Origin of the sequence: Nonomuraea sp. NPDC050733 (assembly GCF_040654215.1) — a bacterium.
Classification (GTDB): domain Bacteria; phylum Actinomycetota; class Actinomycetes; order Streptosporangiales; family Streptosporangiaceae; genus Nonomuraea.
This window is the reverse complement of record NZ_JBFAHO010000013.1, coordinates 48282-66965: the sequence shown is the minus strand read 5'-3', so window position 1 is coordinate 66965 and position 18684 is coordinate 48282. Positions and strand designations below refer to the sequence as shown.

The window sequence follows — 18684 nt, the reverse complement described above, 5'->3', positions numbered from 1 at the left end:
TTGCCCGAAAGGTTTCTCTGCACTAGATGACGCCAGAGATGCGGAAGTTCATCGACCTCCTCGAGGGCCAGCTGGGCTACTCGGAGAGGGGCGGTGCCTACACCAAGTTCGGCGACTGGTACGGCAAGAACGTCGAGTTCGACGCCGACTACACCTCCGCGCCGTGGTGCGACATGATGCTCTCGTGGGCCGCGCACAAGCTCGGCTACGAGGAGTGGATGGGCCAGTTCGCCTGGACCGTCAGTCACGCCAAGTGGTTCCGCAAGCACGACGCCTGGGGGCACAAGCCCCAGCCGGGAGCCTTCGTCTTCTACGACTGGAGCGGCTCGCGGAGCATCGACAAGATCGACCATGTGGGCATCGTCACCCGCGTCGAGGGCGACACGATCTACACGATCGAGGGCAACATCGACGGCGGCGTCGCCAAGCGCAAGGAACGTGACACGAGCAAGGTGGTCGGCTACGGCTACCCGTGGCGGATCAAGGAGCGGCTCGACCGCGAGGCCCGCCAGAACCAGGTCGATCCCGTCCTGCCTCCGGCGAACACCGACACCGGGCTCCTCCAGCAGACCGACAGCACGCTCGGGGCGCTGATCCCGTACTCCGAGGTCACCATCGTCCAGCCGCCGCTGGCCGCCCGCGCCAAGCCCGCCGCGAAGCCCACCAACGGGGCCCAGCAGGCCGCGGCCCCCACCCCGGCGCCCACCGCCCAGGCACAGGCCAAGCCCCAGGCCACCGCCCCCACCACCGGGTCCACCGTGAACGCCGACAAGGCCGCCAAGAAGGGCAAGCACGCCAAGCCCGTCACGGCCGGCACCAAGGCGGTCACCAGTGAGCCCCTGTCGCCGCCGCCCGTGGACGCCGCCGCGCCGCACTCGTCCCCGGCACTGGAGGCGCCTGCGCTGGTGGGCTCCGCGCTGGTCGCCGCCCTCGCGCTGCTGGCGGTGGCCAAGACGCGGCATCTGCGCGCCCGGCCCGCCCTCGCCGCCCCGGCCCCCGTCCCGGCCTCCCCGGCCCGCCGCCGCCACCGCCGTACCCGCCGCCCGGCCACGGCTCCCGTCGCTGCCGGCGCGACCCTGGTGACGCGCTCCACGGTGACTGCCGCCTCTACCCTCGCCACCGCCACGGCCCGCGCCACGGCCGGAGCGGCCCTCGCCGCCGGCGCGACGGCGACGGCCGGCGCCACCCTGGTCGCCGGATCCCCGGCCCATGCCCGTGCGGCCCTGGCGACCGGTGCCACGGGCGGGGCTCGCTCCGGCGCCACGGGCGGGCACCGCTCCGGCCGCAGGTCCACGGCGACGGCCGCCGACGCCCTCCTGGAGACGGTGGAGCCGGTCGCCGCGGCGCGCTCGGCCGCGCTCACCCCCGCGGCGCCGGCCACGCCGGGCACCGGCTCCCCCTCGGCCGCGGACTTCTTCCCGGCGGACCCCGCCGCGACGGGTCCCCTCCCGCTCCACCCGGACATCCTCGCCGAGCTGTTCCCGGACCGGCGCCCGGAGCAGGGGGCAGCCGCCCCGCTGGAGCCCACGGCCATCCACCAGAGCGCCCCGCTGGAGGCGCTCGGCGCGCGCCGTATCGTGCCGGTCGACGGCACGACGGAACGCCACCGCCACCGCCGCCCCACCCCTCTCACGTCGGACGCGGACGGCCGCCTGACCCCCATGGACCCGGCGCCCCTGGACCGGTTCGCGCCGCTGGACCCGGCCGCCGTACGGCGGGGAGTCTCGCTGGAGACGGTCGCGGCCCGGCTGGCGCTGCCGTTCGGCACTTTCACGATCCCGGAGGCGACGAGCGCGTTCGACGCGTTCGGCCCGCGGCCGATGTCGGCCGCCGGCGCGCGCTCGTCCACCCACACGTCCGATCCGGTCCGGCGCCACGCTTCCCGGCCGGTGGCGTACCCGCCGCAGCAGGCGGAGGGGTCGCGACGGGCCGAGGGCCCGGCGACGCGGTACGCGCCCACGGAGCCGTGGCCTGCCGCCGAGGCGCTGCCGCAGGAGGTCGCGCACCTGGTGCGGGACGCCCGGAGCCTGCTGCGGGACGCCCAGGGCCTGCCGCCCCGCGAGCAGGAGCCCTGGGACGCCTTCGGCCGCCCGTCCCACGCCACCGCGCACACCGGGGACGCCCCGCAGGCCGCCTCCGCTGGCACCGCCGGGCAGACGGGATATGCCGCCCACACCCCGCAGGCACGTTTCACCGACGCCTCCCCGTTCCCCCCGGGCCGCCTGGACGGCCTCCAGGGACGCCCCGGCCACCCGGAGGGCGCACAGGGACGGTCCGCGCGGCAGGACGGCTCCTCCGGCGGCTACCGGGGTCGCCGGCGCCGGAGCGGGCACCCGGTCGAGGAGCCCGTCGCGTTCTCGCCCGACGCCGCCCCGCGCGGTCGCCGGCACCGCGGTACGGCCCAGCACCGTCCCGAGCAGCCGCACCACATGGACGCCCGCAGGATCGACCCCTACTGGGCCCAGCCCGCGTCCCACCGGGGCGACGGGCACGGAGGCGACGCCCATAGAGCCGGAGGGCGCTGGGACGTCCGCCAGTTGGAGCCCCGCTGGTCCGACCAGTTCCCCCAGGACACGCCGCTCCGGGGCCGTCGCCACCGCTCCCCCGTCCACACCACCGCGGACGGCTCCCCCGAACCGCGCCGCACCCCGCCCCTGGCCGCCCCCACCCCCGCGAGCACGGGCCACGCGCAACACAGCGTGTCCCCCGCCACGTCGGTCTCCCCCGCCCCGGAACGGTCCTCCACGGGCACTCCCGCCCGCGACGGCCGCCGCACCGGCTCCCGCAGGGGCCGCCACCGCGCCTGACCCGGCCACCACGCCTGCCCCGACCGACTGCGTGCTCCCGGTGTCACCCTTCGCAAGTGGGGTCTGACGGACGCCGGGTGAGAACGGCCGGTGCCGCCGCTGCCCGCCGGCGGCATCACCCCAGGCCACCACGGTTGGAGCCGGGCTTCGGGGCGAGCACGTCCAGCGCTTCGCGGACGACCACCCGGTCCTTCTCCTTCTCCACCTCCGACAGGTCGCCATACTTCAGGCGCTGCTCAGGAGGGGCCCAGTCATTGTTCCGTTGGAGCCACATGTCATGCACGTGCTCACTGGCGTCTTCCATGAAGTCCGGACTCCGCAGATCCACTCCGTTCCTGCGGGCGCGATCCACCGCGTTCACCGCCACGGTCGCGGAGTCCCGGTTCTCCTTCTGCCAGTCCGGGGGCAGATCGTCGTATCGCGTGTTGGCGATGTCCACCTGGTCCGTACCGTGCCTCCTGGCCCAGGCCTTGTCGGTGGTCGTCTTCAAGCGGGGCTCGTAGGTTCCGTCACTCAGCAGGCGCGAAGCGCGCCACTCGTCGTGCAGGCGGCCCGCGACCTTGTCGATCCTCCTGGTACGCGGGGATCTCAGCAGGAGCTTGAGCATGCGGCCCATGCGGCTCATGACGCCGCGGAGATGCAGGACCAGCCGCCTCGCCATGGCGGTCAGGCGGGGCAGGAACTGCGGGGCCACGACCACGGCGACTCCGGCGGCGACCGCGGCGCCGGCGAGCACGCCCCCCACCCATACGATCACGCTTCTCGTGACGCGCAGGCCGCCCGCCGCAGCGGTGAAGCGACCGGCGAGGTCCTCGGCCTGGGGTAGTGCGCCGTCGCGGCTGGTCATGAAGGCGTGCAGCGAATCTGCGGCGGGTCCCTGGTTGCGGGCGGCGAGCTGGTAGGCACTGACGCCCTCGGACACCAGCCGCCGGTGGTGGGCGGCAACCGTGTCGAGTACGGCGATATGCCGGTCGAGCACGCCGACATCAGGCAGCGGGGGGACTCCCAGGATGCCGAGACCCGCGACCACCACCGGCTCGCTCATCAGGCTCATGCCTCTGCCGGCCCGCGGCCCAGTCGCAGGGCATTCATCGTGTTGACCTGCTCGACATCCATGTTCCGGCCTGACATGACGATCTGACCGTCGCCGATGCCGAGCAGCGTCGTGCCGAGTCCCCGGCAGTCGTCCAGGAGTTCGTTTCTCAGCTCGTTGTACGGTTCTGCGAATTCCTCGTACGGCAACGGAAGCTCATTACCCCACCGCTCCCGGGACTCCGCGATGAACTGCCCGTACTCCTCCGTGAGTATGAGGAAGCGGCGTCCTGAGGAGGACCTGCCACCGGCATCGATGGCCACCTGCGGGGATGGCACCTCGGCAGAGGAAGCCATGCGACACCTCCAGACAGCTATGATCATTTGCGAAGACCATAGCGGCTCGTATCCGGCTGAACGCGTCGGAAAGAGGTGCGAGGCGGTGACGACGAGACGCACACCGTCCGTTGGACCAGGCCCCGTCCCTAGCCCCCCACCCTCGTCTCCCGGGCGCCTGGCGTCACCCCGTAGCGGGACGCGAACGACTCCAGGCTCGACACCGCGTCCCTGCTCCGGCTCCATGGGCGGACGATGAGCCGGTCCACCCCCAGCGCGGCCCAGGACGGCACCTCGTCCGGCGATCCCAGCTCGTACGCGTGGACCGTGACCGATCTCGCCCCGCCGAGCGCGGCGAGGCGGTCGAGCCGCGGCCGGATCGACTCCAGCGTGTGCGGCATGCTGATCCACCCGTCGCACAGCCGCGCGGCCCGGCGCAGCGCGGCGGGCGACTCGCCGCCGCACAGGATCGGCAGCCGGTGCTGTACGGGCTTCGGCTCGAACGCCACCTCGGGAAAGCTGTAGAACCTCCCGGAGTGCGCCACCACGGGCTCGCTCCAGAGCCGCCGCGTCACCTCGATGGCCTCGTCCAGCCGGGCGCCCCGGTCCGCGAACGGCACCCCGGCCGCGTCCCATTCGCCCTGGTACCACCCTGCCCCGACCCCGCAGATCGCCCGGCCGGAGGACACCACGTCGAGGGTGGCGAAGGCGCGCGCCGACACGAACGGGTGCCGCAGCGCGAGCAGATGCACGGCCGTGCCGAGCCGGACGCGGGTGGTGAGCGCGGCCAGCCAGCACAGGTACGCCGGGGCGTCGAACAGCGGCGTGGACGGCCTGATGCCGGGCTCCGAGGTGCCCGGGTACGCGGCCGACGACAGGTCGGTGGTGAACACCAGGTGCTCGGGCAGCCACACCGACTCGAACCCGAGCCGGTCGGCCGCCACCGCGACGTCCTTCCACGCGGCCGGGTGGATGAGGCCCAGGGGCACGCCGTACTTCACGGGTACCGCCGGGTGACGCCGCCGGCCAGGGTCTCGCGGATCCTGGCCCGGTGCTCGGCCGCGCCGCCGTACGCGGCCGACAGCGACCAGGCGCGGGCCAGCCAGAACCGCAGGTCCAGCTCCTCGGTGTAACCGATGGCGCCGTGCGTCTGGAGGGCGGCGCGGGCGGCGAGGTCGGCGGCCTCACCGGCGGCGGCCTTGGCGGCGCTCACGTCCCGCTCCACGACCGGCTCCGGAGAACCAGCCGACAGCGAGTCCACCGACAGGGCGGCCCGGTGGACGAGCGGCGCGGCGAACGCGATCGCGACCGCCACGTCGGCGAGCCGGTGCTTGACCGCCTGGAACGACCCGATGGGCGCGCCGAACTGCCGCCGTGTCCGCGCGTAGGCGACGGAGACGTCCAGCAGCCGCCGGGCGACCCCGATGAGCTGGGCGGCGGTCGCCACGGTGGCCGCCCGCAGCGCCGGCGCGAGCGGCCGTTCCACCGGCGTGGACTCCGTGAACGACACCTCGGACAGGCGGCGGCACGGGTCGGGGCCCGGCACCGGCCGCAGCCGCGCCGCCTCCCGCGCCACCAGTCTCGGCACGACGGCACCGGCCCCCGCGCCGGGCCCCGCGCCGGGCCCCGCGTCAGGCCCCGCGTCAGGCCCCGCGTCAGGCAAGGTCCCGGCGACCACGATGAGGTCGGCGAGGTCCGCGTCCGGCGCGCCGACGCCCCCGGGCGGCACAACGCTCACGCGCACCGCCCCGGAGGCGAGCTTGGGTACCCCGGGCAGCAGGTACGGCGCCACGACGGCCGTCTCGACGACGGGCCCCGGCAGGCAGGCCCGGCCGGTCTCCTCCAGCGCGGGCAGCGCGTCCACGAGACGCAGCCCCAGCCCGTCGGCCTCGGGCGGGACCAGCATCCCGAAGAAGCCCACGGCGGCGAGCCGGTCCCAGGCGGGCAGGCGTTCGGTGCGCAGCGCCGCGGCGGGACAGTGCTCGGCCAGCACGTCCCGGACGGTCCCGGCCAGGGCGAGCTGGTCGGGGGTGAAGGCGAAGTTCATCGGGGCGGCCTCCCGGCTCGGCTCGCGGTCTGGACGGGCTCACCCTCGGCGGGCGCGCGGGACGGCTCACCGCCGACGCCCGCGCGGGGCCGCCCACGGGCGGCGGGCGCACGGCGTGGCGCGGGGGTGAGGTCGTTCACCGGGGCAGGCCCAGGACGCGCTCGGCGATGATCGTGCGCTGGATCTCGTTGGTGCCCGCGTAGATGGGCCCCGCCAGCGCGAACAGGAACCCGTCCAGCCAGGGCGTCCGCCCCGCCCCCTCCCCCAGCAGCTCCATGGCCAGGCCGTGCATCCGCAGGTCCAGCTCGGACCAGAAGACCTTGCCCATGCTGGACGCGGAGCCGATCTCCTCCCCGGCCATGATCCGGCGCGCGGTCTGGAAGGTGTGCAGCCGGTACGCCTCGGCGTCGGTCCAGCACCGGGCGGCCCGGTCGGCGAAGGCCGGGTCGGCGTCGCGGGCCAACTCCACGAGCCGGTCGGCGGTGGCCAGGAACCGGCCGGGGCTGCGCAGGGCGAGGCCGCGTTCGGAGGAGGTGGTGGCCATGGCGATGCGCCAGCCCTCACCGGGCTGTCCGATCACCATCGAGTCGGGCACGTACACGCCGTCGAAGTACAGCTCCGCGAACCCCGGCAGCCCGTCGAGCTGCGCGATGGGCCGCACCGTGACGTCGTCCAGCGGGAACATGACGTAGGTCAGCCCCTTGTGCCGCGCCCCGGAGGTGCGGAACAGGCCGAACCCATGGGAGGCGTGGGCGGCCCGGGAGCTCCACGTCTTCTGCCCGTACAGCCGCCAGCCGCCGTCGGCCCGCTCGGCCCGGGAGGTGAGCGCGGCCAGGTCGCTGCCGGCCTCGGGCTCGGACCACGCCTGCGCCCACACCTGGTCGGCGCGGGCCATGCCGGGCAGCCAGGCGCGCCGCTGCTCCTCGGTGCCGTACGTCATCAGGGTGGGGGCGAGCAGGAAGATCCCGTTCTGGCTGACCCTGCCGGGCGCGCCGGCGGCCCAGTACTCCTCCTCGAAGATCAGCCATTCGATGAGCGAGGCGCCGCGTCCGCCGTACCGCTCGGGCCAGGAGACGGCGGACAGGCGGGCCGCGGCGAGCAGCGCCTCCCAGGCGCGGTGCGCCTCGAAGCCCTCGGGGGTGTCCATCGACGGCAGCGGGCCGGGCACGTGCGCGGCCAGCCAGTCGCGGACCTCGGCGCGGAAGTCCTGCTCGGCCCGGGAGAAGTCGAGATCCACGACACCAACCTAGCGCACGCTTGGTTCACTGGCCAGGCCGGGCGGCCGGCGGAAGGCCCGCCCGAGGGCAGCCAGCCGCGCCGCGGCGACCGCGCGTCCCAGCTCGGTGTCCGGCAGCAGCACGTCGAACCCGTGGAACGCGCCCGGGTACAGGTGGAACTCCGTCGAGACCCCCGCCTCGGCGAGCCGCCGCGCGTAGTCGATCGCCTCGTCCCGGAAGATCTCCAGCTCGGTCACGTCCACGAACGCCGGAGGCAGCCCGGACAGGTCCGTCGCCCTCGCGGGCGCCGCGTACGGGGAGACGTCGTCGCCGCCCGCGCGGTCGCCGAGCAGGGCCCGCCAGCCGAAGGCGTTGGCCGCCCCGTTCCACAGCAGCGCGTCGGCCAGGCTGCGGCTGGACGCGGTGAGGCCGCGGTCGTCGAGCATCGGGCAGGCCAGGAGCTGGAACGCCAGGGCCGGTCCGCCCCGGTCGCGGGCGAGCAGGGCGGTGGCCGCGGCCAGGCCGCCGCCCGCGCTCATGCCGGCGACGGCCAGCCGGGCCGGGTCCGCGCCCAGCGCCGCGGCGTTCGCGGCCGTCCACACGAGGCCCGCGTAGCAGTCCTCGACGGGCGCGGGGTGCGGGTGCTCGGGCGCGAGCCGGTAATCGGCGGAGACGACGACGCAGCCGAGCCGTTCGGCGTACCCGGCGAGCAGGCCGTCGTCCATCTCCGGCCGGCCGAGGACCATGCCGCCGCCGTGGATCCAGTACAGGCAGGGCCGCCCGGCCGGGCCGGCGGGCTCGCCGGCCGGCAGGTAGAGCCGCAGGCGCACGTCCGGCGCCCCCTCCGGGCCGGGCACGCGCCGGTCCTCGACCGCCACCCCGGGGCCCGGCGGCGGCGCGAGGGCCAGCAGGGCGTCGATCTCGGCCCGCTGCCGCGCGACGGCCTCCGAGGTGAGCGTCGCCGCTTCGAGCAGGGCCGGCGGCGCCAGCTCCAGGGCCGCGCGGAGCTCCGGGTCGAGGTTGGGGTGCAGCGTCATGACCCGTCTCTTTCCGCGGGACGGGCCGCCCTACCTCCGGGGTCCCGGCTGCCGATCAGACCTGACCGAGCAGCTCGACGACGCGCTCGGCCAGCGGGGCGGCGCTGGCGGGGTTCTGGCCGGTGGCGAGGCGGCCGTCGACGACCACCTGGGCCTGCCAGTCCGGCGCGCCCTCGTGCCGGGCGCCCCGCTCCTCCAGTGCGTCGGCCAGCAGGAACGGCACCACGCCGTCGACGCCCGCGGCCTTCTCCTCGCTGTTGGTGAACCCGGCGACCCTCTTGCCGTCCACCAGGTACGAGCCGTCGGAGAGCGTGAGGTTCACCAGGGCGGACGGGCCGTGGCAGACGGCGGCCACCACGCCGCCGTGCTCGTAGACCTCCCGGCCGACGCGGGCGACGTCGGGGTCGTTCGGGAAGTCCCACATGGTGCCGTGTCCGCCGGCGTAGAGCACGGCGTCGTACGCGGAGCCGTCCACGTCGGCCAGCCTGGCCGTGTCGCGGGCCGCCTCCGTCGCCAGGAACGCGTTCTGGACCTCGTCGGACGGGTCGTGGCCGTCCTGGGGCGGCTCGCCGCCGCGCACGCTGGCCACGTCCACCTCGAACCCGGCCTTGCGGAACACCTCCCACGGGTGGGCCGCCTCGGACACGTAGTAGCCGGTCCTGCGCACGCCGCCCAGGTCGTCATGGCTGGTCAGTGCGATGAGAATGCGCTTGGTCATGCCTCCAGGATGTCCCTCCCGCCCATCAGCCACAAATAGCGCAAGGCATGCCGAGCCATCACAATACTGATATGTCGGTATCACTGGATCTGCTCAGGACGTTCCTCGCGGTGTACCGCACGGGGTCGATCACGGCGGCGGCGCAGACGCTCGGGCTGTCGCAGCCCGCGGTCACCGCGCAGGTCAGGAGCCTGGAGGCGGCGCTGGACCGGCCGCTGTTCGACCGGCTGCCACGCGGCGTGGCGCCCACGGCCGCCGCGGACGAGCTGGCCCGCCGGGTGGCCCCGTCCCTGGACACGCTGGACGCCGTGGTGGGGTCGCGACTGCCGGCCGAGCGGGCGGTGCACCTGGGCGGGCCGGCGGAGTTCCTGTCGGAGCAGGTGGTGCCGATGCTGGCGCCGCTGGTGCGCGACGGTCTCCGGGTGCGCTTCACGCTGGGCCTGGCCGACGACCTGCTCGCCGGGCTCGCCGCCGGGCGGCTCGACCTGGTGATCTCCACGATCCGGCCGCGCCACCGGGGCATCCAGGCCGAGCCGGTGTACGACGAGGAGTTCGTGCTGGTCGCGGCCCCGTCCGTGGCGGGTGAGTGGCCGGCGGGGCTGCCGCTGATCGCGTACGCGGAGGACCTGCCGATCGTGCGGCGCTACTGGCGCACGGTCTTCGGCCGCCGGCCGTCGATGGCCGCGCAGGTGGTGATCCCCGACCTGCGCGCCGTCGTGGCGGCGGTGCTGGCCGGGATGGGCTGGTCGGTGCTGCCCTCGTACCTGTGCCGGGCGCACCTGGCGTCGGGCGCGCTGGTGACGCTGGCCGAGCCGGAGGTGCCGCCGATCAACACCGGCTATCTCGCGGTCCGCTCCGGCGGCCTGTCCACCGAGCCGGTCGCCCGCGTCCACGCCCACCTGCTGGAGACGATCCGCGCGGCCCCGCCGTTCTGACACATAGGGATCACCCCAGGTACGCCGCCCGCACCACCGGATCGTCGCGGACCTCCGCCGGGGCGCCCGTGGAGATGACCCGGCCGAGGTCCAGCACCACCAGCCGGTCGCAGACGTCCATGACGAAGCCCATGTCGTGCTCGACCAGCAGCACCGTCGTGTCCAGCGCCCCGACGACCGCGCGCAGCCGGGCCGTCTGCTCCGCGTCGAGACCGGAGGTGGGCTCGTCGAGCAGCAGCAGCCTCGGGCGGTCGGCCAGGGCGCGGGCCAGCTCCACCAGCCGCCGCTGCCCCACCGGCAGCGCCGCCGCGTACGCGTCGCGCAGGGCCGTGAGCCCGCACAGCTCCAGCACCTCGTCCACGCGCCGCCCGCGCTCGCGCTCCAGCCGCCCGCGCGCGGGCCGGCCGACCAGGTCGGCGGCCAGGCCGCCGCCCCCGCCGCGCCAGTCGAGCGCCGCCAGCACGTTGCCGGCCACGGTCAACCGCCCGAACACCTGGGTGCGCTGGAACGTGCGCCGCACCCCGCGCCGGGCCCGCCGGACCGCGGACACCCGGGTCAGGTCCTCCCCCGCCACGCTCACCCGGCCCCCGCTCGGCCGGCGCAGCCCCGACACCACATCGAACAGCGTCGTCTTGCCCGCGCCGTTCGGCCCGATGACCCCGCACACCTGCCCCTCGGGCACCTCGAACGAGACCCCGTCCAGCGCCCTGACCCCGCCGAAGGACACGGACACGTCCGTCACCCGGAGCATCAGGACACCCCCAGGTAGGCGGCGGTCAGGCGGTCGGCGTCCACCTCGGAGCGCGGGCCCGTCCAGGTGATCCGGCCGAGCCGCATGAACGCCACCCGGTCGGCCACGGCCAGCGCCTCGGTCGCCCTCTCCTCCACCAGCAGCAGCGCCACCCCGCGCTCCCTCAACTCGGCGAACACGTCGAACACCTGCCGGACCACGAGCGGCGCGAGCCCCAGCGACGGCTCGTCGGCGATGAGCACCCGCGGCGGCCGGACGAGGGCCGGCGCCAGGGTGAGGAGCTGCTGCTCGCCGCCGGACAGCGCCCCCGCGAGGACGGTGCGGCGGGCGGCGAGCTGCGGCATCCGCTCGTAGGCGGGGGCGGGGTCGTCGAGCCAGGTACGCAGGTTCTCCTCCACGGTGAGGCCGGGGAAGACGCCCCGGCCCTCGGGCGCCAGCAGCACCCCGGCGCGGGCCCTGCGGTGGGCGGGCCAGAGCGTGACGTCCATGCCGTCGAGCAGCACCCGGCCGGCGGCCACGGGCAGGTCCCCGGCGGCCACGGCGCAGGCGGTGGACTTGCCGGCGCCGTTCGCGCCGAGCAGCGCGACGACCTCGCCGGGCCGTACGGACAGCTCGACGCCGCGCAGCACCGTGCAGTCCGCGTATCCGGCCACCACGCCCGCCAGCCGGAACAACGCCGGCGCGCCGTCCGCGACCTGATCGGCGGGCGTGCGGACCACCCCCGTGACGGGCTCACGCCGGACCGGGTCCCGGCGGTCCGGGTCCTGGCTCGCCGGGTTCTCCGCGTCCTGGCTCTCCGCGTCCTGGCTCTCCGGGCTCTGGCACTCCTGGTCCTGGCGGCGCCTGCGGCGGTACCGGGACTCGGCGAGCTGCGCCAGCACCCCGTCCGGGTGCCTGGCCAGGATCACGCCGCCCGCGCCGAACAGGATGGCCCCCACGTGCGCCGACACGCCCCAGCCGGCGAGCAGCTCGGGCACGGCGGCGGCGACCAGCCCGCCGAGCACGGCCCCGCCCACGCGCCGCACCCCCTGAAGCACCACCACGGCCAGCCACACGAACCCGGAGAAGGCCGGCAGGTCGGTCGCCGTGATCGACTCCTTGGACACGGCGAACAGCACGCCGCCCAGCCCCGCGACGCCCGACGCCAGCACGAACAGCGTGATCTTGGCGCGGGGCGCGGACAGGCCCGAGGTCGCGGCCGCCGCCGGGGCCGAGCGCACCGCGAGGACGGCCCGCCCGGAGGCCGACCGTTCGAGGTTGCGCACCAGCAGCCCGGCGAGCCCGACGAGCGCGAGCAGCAGCGCCACCCGCACCCGCGGGTCCGAGGTGTCGGCGAACCCGAGCCCGAGCGCGGGCAGCGGCCAGCCGATCGTGCCGTTGCTGAACGCGTCCACCTGGAACAGCACCTGGTCGGCGAGCAGCGCCAGGGCCAGCGTGGCCAGCGTCAGCACCCGGCCGCCGAGCCGCAGCGCGGGCAGGGCCACCAGCAGGCCGGCCGCGCATGCGGCCAGCACCCCGAGCACGATCGCCGCGAAGAACGGCAGCCCCGACGCGTACGCCCAGCCGCAGGTCAGGGCGGCCATCGCGGCGAAGGACGCCTGGGCCAAGTTGACCATGCCGCCGATCCCGGTGACCACCACGAACGAGCAGAAGATCAGCGCCAGCACCAGCCCGTTGGCCGCGACGCCCACGTAGTACTCGGGCCCGGCCACGGTGAAGGCCAGCAGCGCCACGAGCGCCAGCGCCCACGGCAGGCGCCGCCGCCACGGCGGCACCCCGGCCAGGTGGTCCGGCGGCGGCGCGTCCTCGGCCGAGCTGCCCGCCACCCGCTCCCGCGAGCGGTTCAGCAGCACGAGCCCGACGAACAGCAGGATGACGGGCACCGCGGTCCGCAGCCCGGTGATCTCCTCCAGGAAGTCGGTGTACCCGGCGACCAGGTTCTGCACGACGCCGAGCCCGAGCCCGGCGGCGAACGTCCACGGCACCGACCGCAGCCGCCCGAACACCGCCGCCGTCGCCGAGGCGAACAGCAGGACCGTGTACGCGGTGGCGTCGAGGCCGATGACCGGCACGGCCAGCACCCCGGCGAGCCCCGCGAGGCCGGAGCCGAGCATCCAGGCCAGGGCGGAGGTGGCGTCCACGTCCACGCCGCGCAGCGTGGCGAGCCGCCGCCGGTCCACGGAGGCGCGCATGCGCAGGCCGTACGGAGTGTGGCGCAGGAACGCCCACAGGCCGGCGGCGGTGACGGCCGAGAGCGCGAAGGTGATGAGCTGGTCGGTGTCGAGGCGGACGCCGAGCACGTCGAGGGTGACGGCCGGGTGCGGGCCGACGCCGCGCGGCAGCGCGGTGGCGTCGGCCGGCGGCAGCCCGAGCAGGTCCACGGCGAGCAGCCCGAGGGCGGGCAGCGCGATCGTCAGCCCGATGGTGCCGACGATCTGCGCGGTCTCCCCGGCCCGGGCCAGCCCGCGGAACATGGCCCGGTGCAGCGCGTAGCCGAGCGCGGGCGCGAAGACGCCGACGGCCAGCAGCGCCGACAGCCACGCGGGCAGCCCGGCGCGGTCGCACTGGTAGAACAGCAGGGCGGTCACGAAGCCGACGGCGCCGTGGGCGAAGTTGAACACGCCGGTCGCCGCGTACGACAGGGTGAGCCCCGCCCCCATGACGGCGAAGACGGCCCCGGTGACGAGCCCGCTGAGGATGTAGCCGGCGATCATTTCAGCGGCACGTTGTCGAAGCACTTCAGGCTCTTGGCGACCTTAAAGGCGCCGCCCTCCAGCCTGACCAGGGCCCCGCAGCCGTTGGGCTCGGTGTGGTCCTTGGGGAATCGGACCCGGCCGAAGCCGGCGTTCTCGTAGGTGTAGTCGCCGTTGGCGGTGGCCAGGAACTTCTGGCGGGTGAGGTCCTTGCCGGTCCTGGTGAGCATGTCGAGGAAGATGTCGGCCGCCCAGTAGCCGATAGCCATGTGCTGGGTGAGCGTGGCGCCGGGCGCGACCTTCTCGACGTCGGACCTGAACGCGGCGATCTCGGGGGCGGGCGACTCGAACGGCTCGAACATCGGCGCCGCGATGACGCCCTCCAGGGCCTGCGCGCTGGCCGGGTCCTTGAGCACGGCGGCGTCGTAGCTGGTCGCGTCGGTGATCACGCCCCGGTAGCCGGCCCGCTTGAGCGCGGCGTAGAGGCCGACGTTGAACTTGGTGCCGGCGATGACCGACACCACGACGTCGGGCGCCTTGCCGTCGTCCGAGGTCATGATCTTGTTGACGTACGGGAGCCAGTCGGGCGGCGGCGCGGCGGCGGGCAGGCCGGAGTTCAGGCCGGCGAGCTCGAACCCGGCCGCGGTGAACGACTGGGAGATCGTCGTCCCGCCGTACTTGCTGCCGCTGGAGTCGGTGGTCTGGACGTAGACGCTCCTGCCCTGGGCGCCGCCGAGCAGGTCGGCCAGTTGCCTGCCCCACCAGGTCTGCGAGCCGGCCCCCTTCTTGGGCGCGAGGCAGCCGTTGTAGCCGAACCCGGTGGTGGTGCCGCACCACTGCGGGCCGGTGGCCCAGCCGAACCACGGCACGCCCTGCTGCTCCAGGAAGGCCGCGCCGCCGAAGTTGGGCGCGTGCACGGGCACCAGGGCGAACACCTGGTCACGCTGCACGAGCTTCCTGGCCGCCGCGTCGCCCTTGGCCGCGTCCTGGCCGTCGTCCTCGGCGCCGACGAACTCGATCTTCCGCCCGTGGACGCCGCCCTCGGCGTTGGCCCGCTCGAACCTGGCCCTGGCGCCGATCTCGGCGTCCTTGGTGGAGTAGCCGCTGGCACTGGTCCTGGTCAGCACGCCGCCGACCTTGACGGTCGTGGCGGTCACGCCCGGGGCCGCGCCGCCGGCGGCTCCGGGCGTCCTCCGCTCGGCGGCGCAGCCGGCCAGCAGCAGCGTCACGGCCAGCGCGCCCGCCAGGCCCGCCGCGCCCCGCCGCACCTCGTGATGTCGTCGCGCCATCGCCTCACCTCTTGGGTACGGCGTGCGCCGCAGCCCACTTGGCCTAGCGCTCGCTTGGTTTTGGTCAGCGTAAATTTGCCCGGAAAGGGTGTCAACGGCCACGGGACCAGGAGAGCCGAGCAATCGCTTGCTCACAGCGAAGTCGCCGGGCTAGCGTGAGCGCATGCTCATGCGCGCCGCCGTCCTGACCGCCTTCCACGAGCCGATGGAGATCCGCGAGGTCGAGATCGCCGATCCCGGACCCGGCGAGGTACGGGTCCAGATCAAGGCCTCAGGGGTGTGCGGCTCCGACCTCAAGGCGATCGACGGCAAGAGCCCGGTCGTCGCGCGGCTGCCGTACATCCTCGGGCACGAGAGCGCGGGCGTCGTCGAGAGCGTCGGAGCCGGGGTGACCGGCGTCCAGCCGGGCGACCACGTCATCGTCTCGATGAGCGGCCCGTGCGGCAGGTGCCGCCACTGCGGCGCCGGCCGCTTCCACCTGTGCTCGGGCCCGGCCAGGACGCGGGCCATCATGGGCGGCGAGCCGCGCGTCACGCTGGACGGCGCGGAGACCCGCCGCTTCATCGGCATCGGCTCGTTCGCCGAGTACACGGTGGTCAACGAGCCCATGTGCGTGCGGATCGACCCCGGCGCGCCGTTCGACGCCATGTCCCTGCTGGCCTGCGGCGTCGTCACGGGCGTCGGCGCCGTGCTCAACGTGGCGCGGGTCGCCCCGGGCTCCAGCGTGCTCGTGGTGGGCTGCGGCGGCGTCGGCCTCAACGTCATCCAGGGCGCGGTCCTCGCCGGCGCGACCACGATCATCGCGGCCGACGTGGCGGAGGGGAAGCTCAAGCTCGCCGAGCGCTTCGGCGCCACGCACACGCTCATCCCCGGGGACCTGCCCGCGCAGGTCGGCGAGGTGGTGCGGGGCGGCGTGGACTACGCCTTCGACGTGACGGGGGTGCCGGGCGTGCTCGCCCAGGCCTTCGCCGCCACGGCGCCGGGCGGCGCCACGGTCATGGTCGGCAGCCCGCCGGCGGGCCGGCCGGTGGAGGTGGACACGTCGTTGCTGTTCTCCTCGCGCCGCCTCATGGGCACGCAGGGCGGGGACGCCGCGCCGCACCGCGACCTGCCCATGCTGGCGGCCCAGTACCTCCGGGGCCGCCTGGACCTCAACGGCCTCATCACGGAGCGGCTGCCGCTGGAGCAGGTCAACGAGGCGGTCGCGCACGTCCGCCAGGGCACCGTGGCCCGTACGGTCATCGTCTTCTGATCGGCGATCTCCTCTGCTATTCTAACGATCCTTAGAAAAGCAGAGGAGATAGCCATGTCGTACCCCCAACCGCGTTACTTCGGCGAGAAGGGCGAGGTCAGCAGCCGGTTCCGGCCGGCCGACGCGCCCGCCGACCTCGTGATGGGCCCCGAGACCGACGACCCCGCGCAGCGGCGCACGCACGTGCACCACCTGGGGACGGGCGCCACCACGGGCGGCGCGTTCGGGCTGTACCGGTGGGAGATGGGGCCGCGTCCCGGCGGCGCCGGCGCGCACTTCCACCGCACCATGACCGAGTCCTTCTACGTCCTGGACGGCACGGTGCGCCTGTTCAACGGCGACCGGTGGATCGACGGGCGTCAGGGGGACTTCCTGTTCGTCCCGGAGGGCGGCATCCACGGCTTCCGCAACGAGTCCGGGGCCCCGGCGACCATGCTCATCCTGTTCACCCCGGGCGCCCCGAGGGAGGGGTACTTCGAGGAGCTGGCCGAGATCGCCACGACCGGCCGGCAGCTCAGCGACGAGGAGTGGACCGAGCTGTACCACCGCCACGACCAGTTCATGGTCTGATGGCCGGCTTCCCGGAAGAGCCGATCTACGAGCAGCTCGCCCGGGTGGGCAAGGCCCTGGCCAGCCCGGTGCGGCTCCGACTGCTGGACGTGCTGGACCAGCGGGAGCGGACGGTCGAGGAGCTGGCCGAGGAGGCGGGCATCGCGCTGAAGAACACCTCGGCGCAGCTCCAGCAGCTCCGCGCCGCCCACCTGGTCACCAGCCGGCGGGAGGGCACGAAGGTCTTCTACCGACTGGCCGACGAGGGGGTGTCCCGCTTCCTCGGGGAGCTGCAGACGTTCGCGCACGGCCGGCTCGCCGACCTGCGCGAGGCGGTGGCCCGCCACCTGGGCACCCCCGAGGGGGTGACGGCCGCCGAGCTGGCAGCCCGGCTGGCCGACCCGGGCACGGTGGTGGTCGACGTGCGCTCGGCGGCGGCCTTCGCCGCCGCCCACGTGCCGGGCGCGGTGTCGGTCCCGCTGGCCGAGCTGCGCGAACGGCTTGAGGAGCTGTCGCGGGACGCGGAGATCGTCGCCTACTGCGGCGGCCCGTACTGCGTCGTGTCACCGGAGGCGGTGCGACTGCTGCGGGCGCACGGCTTCCGGGCGCTGCCCCTGGAGGGAGGCATCACGGGCTGGCGGCGGTCCGGCGGCGCCACCGTCGCGAGCTGACAAACCCTCTCAAATGGGTACATACCCGGACGGAATGGCACCGACCTAGACATCGAGCGTTGACCAGGGGTTCCGATCCGGGACAGTGAAGGGACCGAAGGCCATGGGCAGCAGTCTCCGTCTCACACTCCTCGGCGGCTTCCGGCTCCTCGCGGGCGACGACCAGATCAGCGTCTCCAGCGGGTCCGAACGTCTGCTCGCCTTCCTCGCCCTGGGCTGCCGGGTCGTCTCGCGCAGCCTGACGGCCGCCACCCTGTGGCCCGACGCGCCGGAGCATCGCGCGTACGCGAGCCTGCGCTCCGCGCTGGCCCGCCTGGACGGCGCCGGCCGCCGGATGCTGCACGTCGGCTCCACCGAGGTCGGCCTGGCGCCGGACACGCGGGTCGACCTCCACGAGGCCAGGGCCCTGGTCGAGCGGATCCTCGGCCCGGACGGGCCGGCCGGCGGCGGCGAGGACCTCGACCGCCACGCCATCGACGTGCTGTCCCACGGCCTGCTGCCCGGCTGGTACGACGACTGGGTCCTGCGGGAGGCCGAGCAGTGGCACCAGCAGCGGCTCCACGCGCTGGAGGCGCTGTCGTCCCGGTTCGTCCGGGCCGGGAGGTTCGCCGACGCGGTGTCCGCGGCCAGCGTGGCCCTGCACGCCGAGCCGCTGCGGGAGAGCGCCTGCGCCGCCCTGGTCGAGGCGCACCTGGCCGAGGGCAACCAGGCCGAGGCGCTGCGCCAGTACCGGCTGTACGAGCGGGCGCTGCGCGACGAGCTGGACCTGTCACCGACGCCGCGGCTGCGCGACCTCATCACCGGTTTGTGCCCGGCGGGCGAGCACTGACGCGGCCCCGGTGATGCCGCCGTCACGCCGGCATCACGGGGTGGTCACAGGGCGCTGGCCATGCTTGCCGGTGAGGCGCCGGAGCACCCGGGGTGGCCGTCACCGCGGGCCGGCGGGATCAAGGAGACAGGAATGCGTACCAGGCGAGTGATGATGCTGGCTGCCCCGGCACTCCTCGGCGCGCTCGCGTTCGGGCCGGCCGCGGCCTCCCCCGCGTCCGCCTCCGCGAGCACTGCGGAGGCGTCGGCGCCGGTCGTCCAGACCGCTACCGGAACCCTGAGCGAGAAGCCCGGCAAGAAGTGGAAGAAGCGCTACAACAGAGGCCACGACAGCGGCTTCACCGAGGGCCGGTCGGACTGCAGGAACAACAAGCCGTTCGACCTCAACTCCACCGGCAGCGGCGCCTGGAACAAGGGCTTCCGCGACGGCTACATGAGCGGCTTCCACAGCTGCACGCCCAAGAAGGAAGAGCCCAAGAAGGAAGAGCCCAAGCCGATGAAGTAGTGACCCGCGCGGACACA

At 74.6% G+C, this 18684-nt stretch carries 17 protein-coding genes; 7 read left to right on the top strand and 10 right to left on the bottom strand.

The annotated features are described in order from the left end of the window. Positions 1–38: 38 nt before the first annotated feature. Complete coding sequence (locus tag AB0H64_RS21935; protein ID WP_357627245.1) at positions 39–2807, top strand: CHAP domain-containing protein; 2769 nt, start codon at positions 39–41, stop codon at positions 2805–2807. A gap of 115 nt (positions 2808–2922) precedes the next feature. Here AB0H64_RS21935 and AB0H64_RS21930 read toward each other — a convergent pair whose 3' ends face one another. From AB0H64_RS21930 to AB0H64_RS21900, 7 genes are all read right to left on the bottom strand, one after another. Further along, entirely contained in the window at positions 2923–3852 is a 930-nt protein-coding gene (locus AB0H64_RS21930) for a hypothetical protein (protein WP_357627242.1), read from the bottom strand. A 5-nt stretch (positions 3853–3857) separates the two neighbouring features. Further along, positions 3858–4223, bottom strand: a complete 366-nt coding sequence (locus tag AB0H64_RS21925; protein WP_357627239.1) for a hypothetical protein — start codon at positions 4221–4223, stop codon at positions 3858–3860. Between the two features lie 101 nt (positions 4224–4324). Further along, positions 4325–5164, bottom strand: coding sequence for a TIGR03619 family F420-dependent LLM class oxidoreductase (locus AB0H64_RS21920; RefSeq protein WP_357627237.1), 840 nt, complete (start codon positions 5162–5164; stop codon positions 4325–4327). A gap of 8 nt (positions 5165–5172) precedes the next feature. Beyond that, on the bottom strand, positions 5173–6222 hold the full coding sequence (locus AB0H64_RS21915) for an acyl-CoA dehydrogenase family protein (RefSeq protein ID WP_357627234.1): 1050 nt from the start codon (positions 6220–6222) through the stop codon (positions 5173–5175). 136 nt (positions 6223–6358) lie between these two features. Beyond that, the gene (locus AB0H64_RS21910) at positions 6359–7459 is read right to left on the bottom strand and encodes an acyl-CoA dehydrogenase family protein (protein ID WP_357627232.1); all 1101 of its coding nucleotides are present in this window, start codon (positions 7457–7459) and stop codon (positions 6359–6361) included. Positions 7460–7468: 9 nt separating this feature from the next. Continuing rightward, the gene (locus AB0H64_RS21905) at positions 7469–8476 is read right to left on the bottom strand and encodes an alpha/beta hydrolase (RefSeq protein WP_357627229.1); all 1008 of its coding nucleotides are present in this window, start codon (positions 8474–8476) and stop codon (positions 7469–7471) included. A 55-nt stretch (positions 8477–8531) separates the two neighbouring features. Beyond that, entirely contained in the window at positions 8532–9194 is a 663-nt protein-coding gene (locus AB0H64_RS21900) for a type 1 glutamine amidotransferase domain-containing protein (RefSeq protein WP_357627226.1), read from the bottom strand. Positions 9195–9265: 71 nt separating this feature from the next. Here AB0H64_RS21900 and AB0H64_RS21895 point away from each other — a divergent pair, with 71 nt between their 5' ends. Next, complete coding sequence (locus tag AB0H64_RS21895; protein WP_357627225.1) at positions 9266–10129, top strand: LysR family transcriptional regulator; 864 nt, start codon at positions 9266–9268, stop codon at positions 10127–10129. 10 nt (positions 10130–10139) lie between these two features. Here AB0H64_RS21895 and AB0H64_RS21890 read toward each other — a convergent pair whose 3' ends face one another. From AB0H64_RS21890 to AB0H64_RS21880, 3 genes are read right to left on the bottom strand one after another with little or no spacing between them, the layout of a single operon-like run. Further along, positions 10140–10880 carry an ATP-binding cassette domain-containing protein gene (locus tag AB0H64_RS21890; protein ID WP_357627222.1) on the bottom strand — a complete coding sequence of 247 codons (741 nt, stop codon included), beginning with the start codon at positions 10878–10880 and terminating at the stop codon, positions 10140–10142. Then, positions 10880–13594, bottom strand: coding sequence for an ATP-binding cassette domain-containing protein (locus AB0H64_RS21885; protein ID WP_357627219.1), 2715 nt, complete (start codon positions 13592–13594; stop codon positions 10880–10882). The genes AB0H64_RS21890 and AB0H64_RS21885 overlap by 1 nt, the downstream gene beginning before the upstream one ends. Beyond that, a complete protein-coding gene (locus tag AB0H64_RS21880; RefSeq protein ID WP_357627216.1) occupies positions 13591–14862 on the bottom strand; it encodes an ABC transporter substrate-binding protein in 1272 nt (423 codons plus the stop codon). Before AB0H64_RS21880 ends, AB0H64_RS21885 begins: the two co-directional genes overlap by 4 nt. Positions 14863–15025: 163 nt before the next feature. Between AB0H64_RS21880 and AB0H64_RS21875 the strand changes: the two genes are divergently transcribed. From AB0H64_RS21875 to AB0H64_RS21855, 5 genes are all read left to right on the top strand, one after another. Then, a complete protein-coding gene (locus tag AB0H64_RS21875) occupies positions 15026–16114 on the top strand; it encodes an alcohol dehydrogenase catalytic domain-containing protein (protein WP_357627213.1) in 1089 nt (362 codons plus the stop codon). 54 nt (positions 16115–16168) lie between these two features. After that, entirely contained in the window at positions 16169–16684 is a 516-nt protein-coding gene (locus tag AB0H64_RS21870) for a cupin domain-containing protein (RefSeq protein ID WP_357627210.1), read from the top strand. Continuing rightward, complete coding sequence (locus tag AB0H64_RS21865) at positions 16684–17334, top strand: metalloregulator ArsR/SmtB family transcription factor (protein ID WP_357627207.1); 651 nt, start codon at positions 16684–16686, stop codon at positions 17332–17334. The genes AB0H64_RS21870 and AB0H64_RS21865 overlap by 1 nt, the downstream gene beginning before the upstream one ends. A gap of 103 nt (positions 17335–17437) precedes the next feature. Continuing rightward, positions 17438–18163 (top strand): BTAD domain-containing putative transcriptional regulator, encoded by a 726-nt coding sequence (locus AB0H64_RS21860; protein ID WP_357627204.1) that lies wholly within the window; start codon positions 17438–17440, stop codon positions 18161–18163. A gap of 132 nt (positions 18164–18295) precedes the next feature. Then, positions 18296–18667, top strand: coding sequence for a hypothetical protein (locus AB0H64_RS21855; RefSeq protein WP_357627201.1), 372 nt, complete (start codon positions 18296–18298; stop codon positions 18665–18667). The last annotated feature ends 17 nt before the right edge of the window (positions 18668–18684 follow it).